Raw genomic sequence first — 13638 nt, 5'->3', positions numbered from 1 at the left:
GTCTGCTGGTAACCTTGGCTTCCGTATGGCTCTGAGCCCGGCGGCGCCCGCCGAGGAAGGCGCGGCATCCACCGCGGGCTCCTGCCCTCCTGCCATGGAGATTCCATGGCCGCAACAGTCCAGAGGAGGAACGTACGCCTATGCGTCGTTACGAAATCATGGTCATCCTCGACCCCAACCTCGACGAGCGCACCGTCGCCCCGTCGCTGGAGAACTTCCTGGGCGTCGTCCGCAACGACGGCGGCTCGGTCGAGAAGGTCGACATCTGGGGCAAGCGCCGCCTGGCCTACGACATCGACAAGAACTCCGAGGGCATCTACGCGGTGGTCGACCTGAGCGCCGAGCCCGCCACGGTCAAGGAGCTGGACCGTCAGTTCGGTCTCGCCGAGGCCGTGCTCCGCACCAAGGTGCTCCGCCCCGAGGTCCACTAGGCGGCACCGCCGCGCACCCCCGACCCCGGCCATCCGTTATGTCACTGGTGGCGCGGATGATCGGGGGAGCAGGCGAAACCGTCTGATCCGACTACCTCGAACCGGAGCCCAGCCATGGCAGGCGAAACCCAGATCACGCTCGTCGGCAACCTGGTCGACGACCCTGAACTGCGCTTCACGCCCAGTGGAGCCGCGGTCGCCAACTTCCGTGTGGCCTCGACGCCCCGCACCTTCGACCGCGCGTCGGGGGAGTGGAAGGACGGCGAGTCCATGTTCCTCACCTGCACCGTGTGGCGGCAGTACGCGGAGAACGTGGCCGAGAGCCTCCAGCGCGGCATGCGCGTCATCGTGCAGGGCCGTCTGAAGCAGCGCTCGTACGAGACCCGCGAGGGTGAGAAGCGGACCGTCTACGAGATCGACGTCGACGAGGTCGGTCCGGCCCTGCGCAGCGCCACCGCCAAGGTGACCAAGACGCCGCGCCAGGGCGGCGGCGGTGGTGGTTTCGGTGGCGGCCAGCCCCAGGGCGGCGGCTACGGGAACCAGGGCGGCGGCTTCGGCGGCGGCCCGCAGGGCGGCGGAAGCCGCAGCGGTCCTCCGGCCGAGGACCCGTGGGCGACCGGCGGCGGTGGCGGCGGCGGTTTCGGCGGTGGCGGCGGCGGAGGCTTCTCCGACGAGCCTCCGTTCTAGTCGGCCGGTAGAGCAGTACCCGGCCCGGCGTCCCGAGGCGCCAGGCCGTTTTCCACATGTCCCAGCCCATCCCCGGGAGGACCCCGGGGCTCTTGCGAAGGAGCACCACGATGGCGAAGCCTCCGGCACGCAAGCCCAAGAAGAAGGTTTGCCTTTTCTGCCACGAGAAGCAGTCCTACATCGACTACAAGGACACCACGCTTCTCCGCAAGTTCATCTCCGAGCGCGGCAAGATCCGTGCCCGACGCGTCACGGGTAACTGCACCCAGCACCAGCGCGACGTCGCGACCGCGATCAAGAACGCGCGCGAGGTGGCCCTGCTGCCCTACACCAGCAGCGCTCGCTAACGGCGATATCGAGGGAGGTTTTTGTCGTGAAGCTGATTTTGACCCACGAGGTCAACGGTCTCGGAGCCCCCGGCGATGTCGTCGAGGTGAAGAACGGCTACGGCCGTAACTACCTGCTTCCCCGCGGGTTCGCCATCCGGTGGACGCGCGGCGCTCAGAAGCAGATCGATCTGATCCAGCGCGCGCGTTCCGCGCGTGACATCCGCACCCTGGACGAGGCCCAGCAGGTCGCGGGCAGGGTCAACTCGCTCACCGTGCGCCTCAAGCAGCGCGCCGGCGAGGGTGGCCGCCTGTTCGGTTCGGTCACGCCCGCGGACGTCGCCGAGGCCGTCAAGGCGACCGGCGGTCCCGAGCTGGACAAGCGTCGGATCGAGATCAAGAACCCGATCAAGTCGGTCGGAAACCACCAGGTCCGGGTTCGCCTGCACCCCGAGGTCTCCGCGACGATCAAGCTGGACGTCGTCGGCGCCTGACCAGGGCGGCCGGACACGTCGGGCCCCGTCTCCTCCCCGGAGGAGGCGGGGCCCCGCTGTTTCCCGCCGCGCCGTCCGCCGGTTCCCGCCCCTCCCGGGTCCGGCGTCCCAGGGCCCCGTCATGCGGGAGGTCCGTTTCCGTGATGGGGGGATACCTCCTGACACGCCTGACCGTCCAGGCAACCCTTTAGTTACTCTTTGTAATCTATCGTGTTCTCTGTGTTGGTGTCGTATGTTGCGCCACCCCGCACGGAGAGGACGGCAGACCGATGAACGAGGAAAGAAGAGACGAGTCGGGCCGACACACGCAGGTGGACCGCAGGACCGTCCTGCGCACGACCGCCTTCGCCGCCGGAGGAGTGGTCCTCGGCGGGATCATGGGAATCTCCACGCCGGGCGGGGCCTCCGCGGCCGCCGGGCCCAAGGTGTACACGCGCTCCGACTGGGGCGCCCGCAGTCCGAGGAGCAAGATCGAGGTCATGGGCCGGGGGCCCACGCACATCGTCGTGCACCACACCGCCACGGCGAACGTGTCCGACCTCTCGACCTCGCGCGCGGCGGCGCTGTCACGCGCCATCCAGCGTCACCACATGGACAACAACGGGTGGAGCGACATCGGACAGCAGCTCACCATCAGCCGGGGCGGGTACGTCATGGAGGGCCGCGCCCAGAGCCTGCGGGCCATCGGCGCCGGGCACCACGTGGTCGGCGCGCACACCGCCAACCACAACGGACACACGATCGGGATCGAGAACGAGGGCACCTACACCTCGGTGGCCCCACCGAGGGACCTGGTGGACTCGCTGGTGGACACCTGTGCCTGGCTGTGCCTGGTGTACCGGCTGGACCCGGACGAGGCGATCGTCGGCCACCGCGACTTCAACACGACGGGCTGCCCCGGCGACAAGCTCTACGCGATGCTTCCGCGACTGCGTAAGAAGGTGGGGAGCAGGGTGCAGGAGCAGCTCAGACACCTGAGCGCGGCTGCGGACACCCAGCCGGCTCCGGAGGAGCTGCCCACCTACCCCGCGGTTCCGGGGGCCGAACGGGTGGCGGACTTCTACCACGGTCCCACGGTCGGAGACCGAGACACGTCCCCGTGACCGGGGCCGCGGCCGACCGCAGCCGACCGCGAACGTACGCGGGCGGCGGGCCCGCCACGGTCGTGCCGTGGCGGGCCCCCGGCCTCAGGGCCGGGTCGCGCCGGTGACCAGCCATGCCGTGCCCCGGGCCCGGGCGCCCAGGGTGAACGCGCGGGCGAGGATCCACACCGCGAAGGCGGTCCACAGGCCCACCAGGCCCCACACGGGTCCCTCCGCCGACCACGGCAGGACCAGGGCGAAGGGGAGGAAGACCAGCATCGTCCACAGGGACGCCCACGCCAGGTAGCGCTGGTCCCCGGCTCCCATCAGGACGCCGTCCAGCACCATGGTCACCCCGCTCAGCGGCTGTATGAGGGCGACCACCACCAGCGAGGCCGTGATGAGGACGCGCACCTCGGGGTCGGAGGTGAACGGGATCCACGCCCACGGCATCACCAGGAACACCAGCGCGGTGAACACCAGGCCCAGCATCACGCCCCACTCCACCATGCGCCGTGTGGAGTCGCGGGTACCCCCGACGTCCCCCGCGCCCAGGTAGCGGCCCACGATCGACTGCCCGGCGATGGCGATCGCGTCCATGGCGAACACGAGCAGAGCCCAGATGTTGAAACTCACCTGGTGCGCGGCGATCGACGCGTCGCCCAGCCGGGCCGCCACCGCCGTGGTCACCAGCGCCACCACGCGCATCGACACGCTGCGCAGGAACAGTGCGAACCCCGCCGAAGCCGAGGAGCGCAGCCCCGCCGTCGTGGGCGCGAGGGACACGCCCTCGCGGCGGGCGGCGCGGACGACCATCGCCACGTACCAGAACGCTCCCGCACCCTGGGCGATCACCGTCGACCAGGCCGAACCCGCGATGCCCTGGTCCAGGACCAGAACGAACACCGCGCACAGCGTCGCGTTGCCGACATAGGAGGCGACCGCCACCAGCAACGGCGTACGCGCGTCCTGCAGACCGCGCAACACGCCGGTACCCGCCATGACGACGAGGAGGAACGGCGTGCTGAGCAGGCTGATCCGCAGATAGGTCAGGGCGTGCGGGGCCACGTCCGCTGAGGCGCCCAGCACGTCCACCAGCACCGGGCCCAGCGGCCAGCCGATCGCGACGGCGGCGGCGCCCAGCAGGGACGCGAGCCACATGCCGTCCACACCGTCGCGGACCCCGCCGGGGACGTCACCCGCCCCGAACCTGCGGGAGACCGCCGCGGTGGTGCCGTAGGCGAGGAAGACGCAGACGGCCACCAGCGTGAGGAGGACCTGTCCGGCCACACCGAGGCCGCCCAACTCCTGGGTGCCCAGGGTGCCGACGATCGCGGAGTCGGTGAGCAGGAACAGCGGTTCGCTGATGAGGGCGAAGAACGTCGGGATCGCCAGGGCGAAGATCTCGCGGTCGTGGCGGTGCCGGAAGGGGGCGGCCGAGAGGAGTCGTGGCATGGCACGACTACAGTATCGGACAGACGTTCTACGCGGATGTGGAGTTTTCCACACCCCCGCCGAAGCCTGTGGATAACCTGTGGAAACACGCCCTGTGAGGCATCTTGCATGCCTTGCCTACCGACCGTGTTTTTGCAGGTCAAAGGGCTTATGCGAGGGTCGTGGCAAAGTTATCCACAGGTGATGTGCACAACCTATGTTCGCAATGCCCTGCGAGGCACCGGACGTGGTGGTAAGGGACGTGTCCACAACCTCCGGTCAAGGCGTCCCCGGCGTCCGTCATGGGGCATCCTGGAAGGGGCGGCCCGTCTTGGGTCCGTCCGAGCACCGTCCTGGGGAGAGCGTTCGTGAGTGTCGCTGAGCAGCCACCTGAAGAAGGCGGATACGGCGGATACGATCGCACCCCACCCCACGACATCCAGGCCGAGCAGAGCGTGCTCGGCGGCATGCTCCTGTCCAAGGACGCCATCACCCAGGTCGTGGAGATCATCCGCTCGGCGGACTTCTACCGGCCCGCGCACCAGGTCATCTACGACAGCATCGTCGACCTCTTCTCCCGTGGCGAGCCGGTGGACGCCATCTCGGTCAACGCCGAGCTGACCAAGCGCGGCGAGGCCACCCGGGTGGGCGGCGCCCTCTACCTGCACACCCTCACCGAGGCCATCCCGACCGCCGCCAACGCGGGCTACTACGCCAAGATCGTCTCCGACCGCGCGATCCTGCGCCGCCTGGTCGAGGTGGGCACCCGCATCGCGCAGATCGGCTACGCCGGTGACGGCGAGGTGGACGACCTGGTCGACCACGCGCAGGCCGAGATCTACAAGGTCGCGGAGAACCGCACCGGCGAGGACTACCTCGCGCTGGCCGACATCATGCCGGGCGCCCTGGACGAGATCGAGGCGATCGGCGCCCACGACGGCAGCCTGACCGGCGTGCCCACCGGCTTCGCCGACTTCGACGCCCTCACCAACGGCCTCCACCCGGGTCAGATGGTCATCATCGCCGCCCGACCCGCCGTCGGTAAGGCACTGGCCCTGGACACCCCGCTCCCGACTCCCGACGGATGGACCTCCATGGAGGAGGTGGAGGTCGGCACGGAGCTGGTCGCCGCCGACGGCACCCCCACCCGGGTGGTCGCCGCCACCGAGGCGATGACGGACCGGCCGTGCTTCGAGATCGAGTTCGACGACGGCACCACCGTGGTCGCCGACGCCGAGCACCAGTGGCTCACCCACACGCGCGCCTCGCGACGTGCGGCCCAGGAAGCCGAGGCACGTGGTGTCGCTCCCAAGGTGTTGCCCGGGGTGAGGACCACCCGGGAGATCGCCCGGACCCTGCGCCTGGAGACCGCCGACCGGAGACTGAACCACTCGGTGGGTAACGCCGCGGCGATCGAGCTTCCCGAGCGCGACCTTCCCCTGCCGCCCTACTTCCTCGGCGCGTGGCTCGGTGACGGAGCCTCCGCCGCGGCCCGGATCACCAGCAAGGACCCCGAGGTCCTGCTCAACATCGAGGCCGAGGGCCTGGTCACCAAGCCGGTCGGCTCGACGGGGACGACCTACGGCGTCTTCCTGGCCGAGGAGGACACCGCGCCGACCGCTCGCGACTGCGTCGGCCGCCCTGGCAGTGTTCAGGCGCTGCTGCGTACCGCAGGCGTTCTGGGGAAAAAGCACATTCCCCAGGAGTACCTGCGTGCCTCGATCGCGCAGCGCCGCTCCCTCCTGGCGGGGCTCGTGGACACGGACGGAACTGTGGACGCCAGCGGGTCCGTCCAGTTCGCGGTCACCAACGAGCGTCTGGCGAACGACTTCCGGGAACTGGCGCACAGCCTGGGATACCGCACTGGGATGTCGACCAAGCGGGTCAGCGGTCGGACGGAGGCCTCCTCCGCCTGCTACACGATCACCTTCGGTTCCACCCGCGAGGTCTTTCGGATCGAACGCAAGCAGCGGGCGCACCGGGAACGGGGCGGGAGTCGCGGCTACGCACGAATCGGCTCCCGGTTCGTCACCGACGTGCGGCCGGTGGAGAGCGTCCCGGTCCGCTGTGTGCAGGTGGACCACCCGGACCACCTCTTCCTGGCCACCCGGTCCATGATCCCCACGCACAACTCGACGCTGGCCCTGGACTTCGCACGTGCGGCGTCCATCAAGAACGACATGACCTCGGTCTTCTTCAGCCTGGAGATGGGGCGCAACGAGATCGTCATGCGCCTGCTCTCGGCGGAGGCACGGGTGCCCCTGCACACCATGCGCTCGGGCCTCATGACCGACGAGGACTGGACCCGCCTGGCCAGGCGCATGGGCGAGGTGGCCAACGCACCCCTGTTCATCGACGACTCCCCGAACATGTCGATGATGGAGATCCGGGCCAAGTGCCGACGGCTCAAGCAGCAGCACGACCTCAAGCTGGTCATCGTCGACTACCTCCAGCTGATGAGCTCGCCCGGCAGGGTTGAGAGCCGCCAGCAGGAGGTCTCGGAGATGTCCCGTTCCCTCAAGCTCCTGGCCAAGGAGCTGGAGGTTCCCGTGGTGGCGCTCTCCCAGCTCAACCGTGGTCCCGAGCAGCGCACCGACAAGCGCCCGCAGGTGTCCGACCTTCGCGAGTCGGGATGCCTGGTCGAGGAGACCCGGGTGCTGCGTGCGGACACGGGCACTGAGGTGACCATGGGAGAACTCTTCCGAAACGGGGAGCGTGATGTTCCGGTCTGGTCGCTCGACGAACGTCTCCGCCTGGTTCCTCGTACCCTGACGCACGTCTTCTCCAGCGGGGTGAAGGAAGTGTTCCGTCTGCGTCTGGCCTCCGGACGTGAGGTCGTCGCCTCAGGGAACCACCCCTTCCTCACCATCGACGGATGGGAGGCACTGGAAGCTCTTCGGACCGGGGGCAAGGTCGCTGTGGCCCGAAGCGTTCCCGAGCCGGAGCGCACCACCGAGTGGCCCGAAGCCGAGGTGGTCATGCTTGCCCATCTCATCGGGGACGGATCCTTCGTGCGCCGCCAGCCGATCCGCTATGCCAACATCGACGAGGCCAGCCTCTCCGTGGTGGAGGAAGCCGCCCGACATTTCGGCGTCACGGCCGTCCGGGACGATCACCCCGCCGCGCGGACGACCACGCTCAGACTGCCGGCGCCCTTCCACTTGACCCACGGAAAGCGCAACCCCATCGCCGTATGGCTCGACGGATTGGGATTGTTCGGTCTGCGTAGCCATGAGAAGTTCGTCCCCGACGAGGTCTTCTCCCTGTCGAATCGACAGATCGCCCTGTTCCTTCGGCACCTGTGGGCAACCGATGGATCCGCCCACTGGAACCAGCGAGGGAACCAGGCTCGGACCTACTACGCCACCACGAGTCGTCGCCTGGTCGACGATGTCGCCAGGCTGCTTGCACGGCTCAACATCATGACCCGGATCAAGCAGAACCGGAAGGGTGCCTACAGGGTCTGCCACACCTTGGACATTTCTGGAGTCGACAACCAACGACGGTTCGCTGAACTGGTCGGCTGCCACGGAGCTCGGTCAGAGCAGCTGGCCCGGTGTATAAGCGGGCTCGCCGGCCAGAGGCCCAACACGAACTTGGACACGGTACCGGTCCAGGTGTGGAACAAGGTCCGGTCGAGCATCCATGCGAAAGAGATGTCCCACCGGGAGTTCGCCTCCGCCATGGGAACGGAGTTCTGCGGGAGCGCATTGTGGAAACGTGCTCCCAGCCGAGCCAGGCTCTCCCGTGTCGCCGGTGTACTGGAGGATGCTGACCTCGAACTCCTGGCCACCAATGACGTCTTCTGGGACGAGATTGTGGAGATCGAGCCGCTGGGAGAACGCGAGGTCTTCGACGCCACGGTCGTAGGCACACACAACTTCGTGGCCAACGGGATCAACGTCCACAACTCGATCGAGCAGGACGCCGACATGGTCATCCTGCTCTACCGCGAGGACGTGCACGACAAGGAGTCGCCGCGCGCCGGTGAGGCCGACATCATCGTGGCCAAGCACCGCAACGGCCCCACGGCCGACGTGACCGTGGCCTTCCAGGGCCACTACAGCCGCTTCGTCGACATGGCGCCCGGATAGGCGGCCCGCGCGGCGGGTCCCGCCGAGGCGAGCGTTACGGGTCCCAATATCGGTCAGGCGTTCTAGCTGTTTATGGACAAGCCGATTTGTCGACAAATCGCTGTGGCAACGTCACGCCGAGTCGCTGACGACGCTCCCCCCACGTAGTTCCAGGCGGCGTCCGGTGAAGCGCTCGCGCGTCCTGCGGTCGTGGCTGACGACCACCAGGGTCCCCCCGTAGTGCGTCAGCGCCTCCTCCAGGTCCTCCACGAGGCCGGGGGAGAGGTGGTTGGTCGGCTCGTCGAGCAGCAGCAGGTCGTACGCACCCGAGGTCAGCCGGGCGACCTCGATCCTGCGGCGCTGGCCGACCGAAAGGGTCTCCACGGGCTGGTCCATTTCCCGGACCCGGAAAAGGCCGAGCGAGGCCAGTTCGTCGTGGTGGTCCTCCACACACCCCGGACGTACCGACGCGTAGGCCTGGAGCACGGTCTGGCCGGAGGCGGTGGAACCGTCCTCCTGGCGCAGGTAGCCGACCCGGCCGGATACGGACACCCGTCCCGCGTCGGGGACCGTGTCCCCCGTGAGGACACGGAGCAGGGTGGTCTTGCCCGAGCCGTTGTCACCGATGACTCCGACGCGGTCGCCGGGGCTGATGGCGAGGGTGGCGCCGTCGAGGACGGTGTGGTCGTCGTAGCGTTTGGTGGTCTCGTTGAGGGTGAACTGGGAATGTGCTCGTACCCGGGCGGTCGGCATGCGCGCTCCTCCTGGTCTGCGGTGCGGTGGGGAAGGAGCCGCGGATCGACGGTGGGGCGCGTGCGTCACTGGTTTCGGACAGAGCGCATATTGGTGGCGCTGGTCCGGAAAACGGAACGGTGAGGCCGCCGTGTCGACCGCGGCGAGGGACACGCGGAGCGTCGCCGTGCGGCGCGAGGGCGCCGCCGGCGGCTCGAACGCGGTGTCCGGCGCGGGACTACAGGAAGAAGTGGTACAGCCTCATGGATAATACGGTACGTCTCGTTTTGAGAGGGCGCAAGTGGTTTCCCGCTGAGACGGACATCACTCTGTACCGGGCTCGGGGCGCCGCGTAAAAGACGTCCATATCACTCTTTATGGTCAAGCCGATTTGTCGACAAAGTGATGAGGAGAGGTGTCGGTACGCTCGTGCGGCGGGGAGGGCCGGGTCGCGGTGCCGTCGGTACGGTCGCGGTGCCGTCGGTGTGGGTGGCGCATCGCACCGCCCCGCTCGCCTCCGTGGGACGGGAACCATGCCGCTCGCAGGCGGCGCTGGACGGTCCCGCGCAGCCGGACGCCCTCCGCCACGGGTGGCGGAGGGCGTCCGGGAAGCCGTCTGGCTAGAGCCAGCGAACCTGGGGGCGGTTGCGACCGTTCTCATCGGTGACCAGCACCCAGTGCATGATCGGGTGTCCTGAAGTGATGGCGTCGGCGTCCTCACGCGGCTGGGGGACGTGCACAGGCTCGGGCGCGAGGCCGGAGAGGCGACGGGTCCCGGCAGAGGAGCGGATGTGCCGACGGGTCGTGATGGAACGAGCGGGCTGTGGTGCACGATCCGTTCTACGCGCCATGGGACCCTCCTCGTTTCCGTATCAGATGGACCAAGTTAACCCTATGTTCACCTTGGAGTCAATTCGCCACCCTGGGGGGCCGGTGTGTCGGATGCCCGGGTCGCGTGGCGCACCTGGGGTGCGTCTGCCCAGGACGGGGGCTTCCATGCCCCCTGATTCCGGGACTCTTCGTCAGGTCGTGCACACGGGGAGTGGGGAAGGGAGGCGTCACCCCGAAGTGAGGTGAACGGAAGGTGAACGAAGCGCGAACCGGTGCATGCGCTCAGATCGGCGCGCCACCGGGTCTCGATGTCAGGGCCCTGTCCCAGGCCCCGTCACGGGCGGGGCCGGGAAAGCGAGAGGGCACCCGCCGTCTCGGCGGGTGCCCCGAACGTCCTGTGCCGGATGCCTCGTGCGGTCACTCCTTGAAGATGAGCCCCACGACCTCCAGGTAGAGCTGCTCCGGGTACGGGATGAACATGATCCTGCTCAACGCCTGGTCCTGACCGGCGGACTCCATCACGAAGGTCCCGTAACCGAGGAAGCGGCCCAGCAGGCTCCGCTCGAACCTCATGTCGGTGACCTTGCCCAGCGGCATCATGTTCACCTGCCGCGTGATCAGGCCCTGGGTCAGCAACAACCGCGCCGACGTGATGACGAAATAGTCCACCGACCACTCCGCGACCTGCCAGACGAACCACACCAGCACCAGCAGCCACAGCCACCAGATGATCGCCAGTGCGGCGGCGGTGTCCGCGACCGTGGTGTTGCTCAGGATCCCGGCGATGATCAGCGCACCGAGGACCGCTCCGACCGGTCCGATCAGCACCGCGGGGTGCCGACGGATGGTCACCACGTCCTGCTCGTGTGGCAGGAGGTAGCGGTTGACCGACGCTGGAGCGCTGTTACTCGACGCTACGAGCCGCATGGCACCCGACCATCCCCACTACGGCAGCAGTGCGTTGACGAAGCGGGACATCGATTCCGCGCCGCCCATCAGACCGCCCAGTGCGCTCTGGATCACCCCTGCGGCGCTTTCCGGTTGCGTGAGCAGATAGAACGCTACGAAACCGATGAGCGCGTACCCGCCCCATTTTTTCAACTTCGCCACGACTGACTCCCCTTGGAATCCACCTGACCCACCAACCCAGCAGCGATTGTCGCACTGACCATCATGCCCGTAAAGCCTGGGGCGCACCATCGGCGTGGCGGTATGTCGGACCTTCCGCGCTTGCGGGCTGTGTCCGGTTCCGGTGTGGTTGGTAACCCCGTGATTGGTGGGCCGGAATGTGATTCAGTCCCACCGCAGGTCAGGGCATTTAGGACATAGGCGGGTATAAGTGCAGAATTTCTCTGCCCAGAACTCTGCCGCTGGAGTCGGACAGCCGAAACCCCTGCTCGGTGCCGCGTGTATCCGCTACCTCTGCTCGGCGAAGGCCAGCGCGAGCACCTGGAGGTGCTGACGGGCGATCCGCTCCACGAGCTCGGGTGTGGCCCGGCCGGTGACGTCCTCCGCGCCGTGCCGCGCGGCGTCGACGCACCGGGTGACGGTGGAGGTGTGGTGTACGCCGGAGAACTCGTTGGCCAGTCGGTACAGGACCGGTTCGAAGCGGGAGTCGCGGGTGGTCGAGGGAGAGGGGGTCTCGGGCATCTCACTCCTTGAGGGCTACGGCGGTCGCACGGGGTGTTCGTTCGGGGTCTTTCAGTAGCCGCTGGAGGGTGAGGGAGCGTCACGCCGTAAAGGGGTCGGACGTGCGTTGTCAGCGGGCTGAGCCCCAGGGGGACGGTTTCGGTCCGGCGGGTCTTCCCGGTTACGGGTGGTCAGGAACCATCATCACTTCTGTCTGTTACGTTATCGTCTCAAAATGAATTCGGCTGGTGCAAAGCCGTGTCCGGGTTCACATCGGTCTCCGGGACCACCTGGGCTGGCGCGAGGACCGGCAAGAGGTATGCCCGCTTTTCGGTCATTCATTCACTCTGTTCCCAAAAGAACCGAAAAAGCGCCCGACCGGAGCTCCGGTCGGGCGCTGGGGCGCGGGGCGGGGGTCAGGCGCAGCCGTACAGGCGGTCGCCCGCGTCACCCAGGCCCGGAAGGATGAAGCCGTGCTCGTTCAGTCGCTCGTCCTGCGCGGCCGTCACCACGCGCAGGGTGGCCCCGTGGTCCGGGGCCAGGGTCCGCGCCAGCTTCTGCTCCACGGCGGCCAGGCCCTCGGGAGCGGCGAGCAGGCAGATCGCGGTGATGTGGTCGGCGCCCCGCTCCACCAGGAGCTTGAGCGCGGCGGCCAGGGTGCCGCCGGTGGCCAGCATCGGGTCGAGCACGTAGCACTGGCGGCCGGACAGGTCCCGCGGCAGCCGGTCGGCGTAGGTGGCGGGCTGGAGCGTGGTCTCGTCGCGGGCCATGCCCAGGAAGCCGACCTCGGCGGTGGGCAGGAGGCGGGTCATCCCGTCGAGCATGCCCAGCCCGGCACGCAGGATCGGTACGACGAGGGGCCTCGGACGCGTCAGCTGTGTTCCGGTGGTCTCCACGAGCGGGGTTCTGATGGTGACGTCCGTCACTCGGACGTCTCTGGTCGCCTCGTAGGCGAGCAGGGTCACCAGCTCGTCGGTCAGGCGCCGGAAGGTCGGGGAGTCGGTCCGCACGTCGCGCAGGGTGGTCAGTTTGTGCGCGACCAGGGGATGGTCGACGACCAGGGTTTCCAAAGCGTTCTCCGGGTGAGCTGGGATAACGGGACGGTGGTTGGGGAGGTGGCCAGCCCGAGTCTAACCGCGCGCGACACCCCGTCCCGGGTACCCGCCGGCCCCGTACGCCCCGTTCCGGAGGCGCGGCGCGGGCCGATCCGCGCCCTCCGCCGGTCCGCGGGATCGCTGGAGGGGAAGCGGGGAACCGGTTCTCATGAGACCGTGGTCCGGACTGACGCGGACCAGGGGCCACGGTGGTGCCGGAGTGATCGTTACCATGGCACTCGCACGGACGATCCGGGGTACCTTCGTCCGCACCGATACACCAGCCGGGTTGGGGTGACGATGACAGTGCTCGATCATGGTGACGACGACTCGGGCGACTTCGCGGCTGTCGCGTACAGGGAAGAGGAGTACTGGGACGTCGACCTGCTCCCCGCGAAACTGACGCACGATCTCAAGGGCCTGATCCACGCACTGCGCCAGCAGCCGAGTATCAGCGGTTCCCTCGGGCTGGTCTCGGTCGGCGACGACTTCTTCATCATCGTGCGGGTCTACGGCGGGGAGGTCACCCTCTTCCTCTCGGACGTGACCGCCTCGGTGGACTGGCAGGTGGCCCGGGACGTCCTGGACTACCTGGACATCGACCTGCCGGACGACGACGACCTCGACCAGGTGCTGCCCGCGGGCGACCTGTCCATCGTGGCCGACCTCGGTCTGGACGAGATGGAGTTGGGCGCCCTGGCGGGCGACCTGGACCTGTACCCGGACGAGGTGTTGGCGAGCGTGTCCGAACGGCTGGGATTCGCCCAGTCCTTCCAGCGTGTCCTCGACGGTATGGGGTAAGGACCTGCTGGAGTAAAGAGCATC

General features: G+C 68.2%; 13 protein-coding genes and 1 pseudogene. 7 read left to right on the top strand and 7 right to left on the bottom strand.

All coding sequences use genetic code 11. The features are described from left to right. Positions 1 to 140 precede the first annotated feature (140 nt). From rpsF to FYX01_RS02705, 5 genes are all read left to right on the top strand, one after another. Positions 141 to 431, top strand: a complete 291-nt coding sequence (gene rpsF, locus FYX01_RS02725) for a 30S ribosomal protein S6 (RefSeq protein WP_150237160.1) — start codon at positions 141 to 143, stop codon at positions 429 to 431. 114 nt (positions 432 to 545) lie between these two features. Continuing rightward, positions 546 to 1118 carry a single-stranded DNA-binding protein gene (locus tag FYX01_RS02720; protein WP_150237159.1) on the top strand — a complete coding sequence of 191 codons (573 nt, stop codon included), beginning with the start codon at positions 546 to 548 and terminating at the stop codon, positions 1116 to 1118. 110 nt (positions 1119 to 1228) lie between these two features. Continuing rightward, entirely contained in the window at positions 1229 to 1465 is a 237-nt protein-coding gene (gene rpsR / locus FYX01_RS02715; RefSeq protein WP_150237319.1) for a 30S ribosomal protein S18, read from the top strand. 26 nt (positions 1466 to 1491) lie between these two features. Next, on the top strand, positions 1492 to 1938 hold the full coding sequence (gene rplI / locus FYX01_RS02710) for a 50S ribosomal protein L9 (RefSeq protein ID WP_150237156.1): 447 nt from the start codon (positions 1492 to 1494) through the stop codon (positions 1936 to 1938). A gap of 269 nt (positions 1939 to 2207) precedes the next feature. Next, a complete protein-coding gene (locus tag FYX01_RS02705) occupies positions 2208 to 3041 on the top strand; it encodes a peptidoglycan recognition protein family protein (protein WP_150237154.1) in 834 nt (277 codons plus the stop codon). An 84-nt stretch (positions 3042 to 3125) separates the two neighbouring features. Here the strand turns inward: FYX01_RS02705 and FYX01_RS02700 are convergent, their stop codons facing one another. Then, a complete protein-coding gene (locus tag FYX01_RS02700; RefSeq protein WP_150237152.1) occupies positions 3126 to 4475 on the bottom strand; it encodes an MATE family efflux transporter in 1350 nt (449 codons plus the stop codon). Positions 4476 to 4822: 347 nt separating this feature from the next. Between FYX01_RS02700 and FYX01_RS02695 the strand changes: the two genes are divergently transcribed. Further along, a complete protein-coding gene (locus tag FYX01_RS02695) occupies positions 4823 to 8548 on the top strand; it encodes a replicative DNA helicase (RefSeq protein WP_150237151.1) in 3726 nt (1241 codons plus the stop codon). A gap of 111 nt (positions 8549 to 8659) precedes the next feature. Here the strand turns inward: FYX01_RS02695 and FYX01_RS02690 are convergent. The 6 genes and pseudogenes from FYX01_RS02690 to upp all read right to left on the bottom strand — a co-directional run. Then, positions 8660 to 9202, bottom strand: a pseudogene (locus tag FYX01_RS02690) (ATP-binding cassette domain-containing protein); the annotation flags it as partial. Positions 9203 to 9879: 677 nt separating this feature from the next. Continuing rightward, entirely contained in the window at positions 9880 to 10110 is a 231-nt protein-coding gene (locus FYX01_RS26475; RefSeq protein ID WP_150237149.1) for a hypothetical protein, read from the bottom strand. 397 nt (positions 10111 to 10507) lie between these two features. Further along, complete coding sequence (locus tag FYX01_RS02680) at positions 10508 to 11017, bottom strand: PH domain-containing protein (RefSeq protein ID WP_150237147.1); 510 nt, start codon at positions 11015 to 11017, stop codon at positions 10508 to 10510. A gap of 18 nt (positions 11018 to 11035) precedes the next feature. Next, the gene (locus FYX01_RS25985) at positions 11036 to 11200 is read right to left on the bottom strand and encodes a hypothetical protein (protein ID WP_170293704.1); all 165 of its coding nucleotides are present in this window, start codon (positions 11198 to 11200) and stop codon (positions 11036 to 11038) included. 306 nt (positions 11201 to 11506) lie between these two features. Then, positions 11507 to 11740 carry a hypothetical protein gene (locus tag FYX01_RS02675; protein WP_150237145.1) on the bottom strand — a complete coding sequence of 78 codons (234 nt, stop codon included), beginning with the start codon at positions 11738 to 11740 and terminating at the stop codon, positions 11507 to 11509. Positions 11741 to 12135: 395 nt separating this feature from the next. Beyond that, positions 12136 to 12789, bottom strand: coding sequence for a uracil phosphoribosyltransferase (gene upp, locus FYX01_RS02670; protein WP_150237143.1), 654 nt, complete (start codon positions 12787 to 12789; stop codon positions 12136 to 12138). Positions 12790 to 13113: 324 nt separating this feature from the next. On the opposite strand from upp, the gene FYX01_RS02665 reads away from it, so the two are divergent. Continuing rightward, a complete protein-coding gene (locus FYX01_RS02665) occupies positions 13114 to 13614 on the top strand; it encodes a tRNA adenosine deaminase-associated protein (protein WP_150237141.1) in 501 nt (166 codons plus the stop codon). The last annotated feature ends 24 nt before the right edge of the window (positions 13615 to 13638 follow it).

This window comes from Nocardiopsis quinghaiensis (assembly GCF_008638365.1).
Classification (GTDB): Bacteria; Actinomycetota; Actinomycetes; order Streptosporangiales; family Streptosporangiaceae; genus Nocardiopsis; species Nocardiopsis quinghaiensis.
The sequence above is the reverse complement of the archived record's forward strand: the minus strand, read 5'-3'. Positions and strand labels throughout refer to the sequence as shown.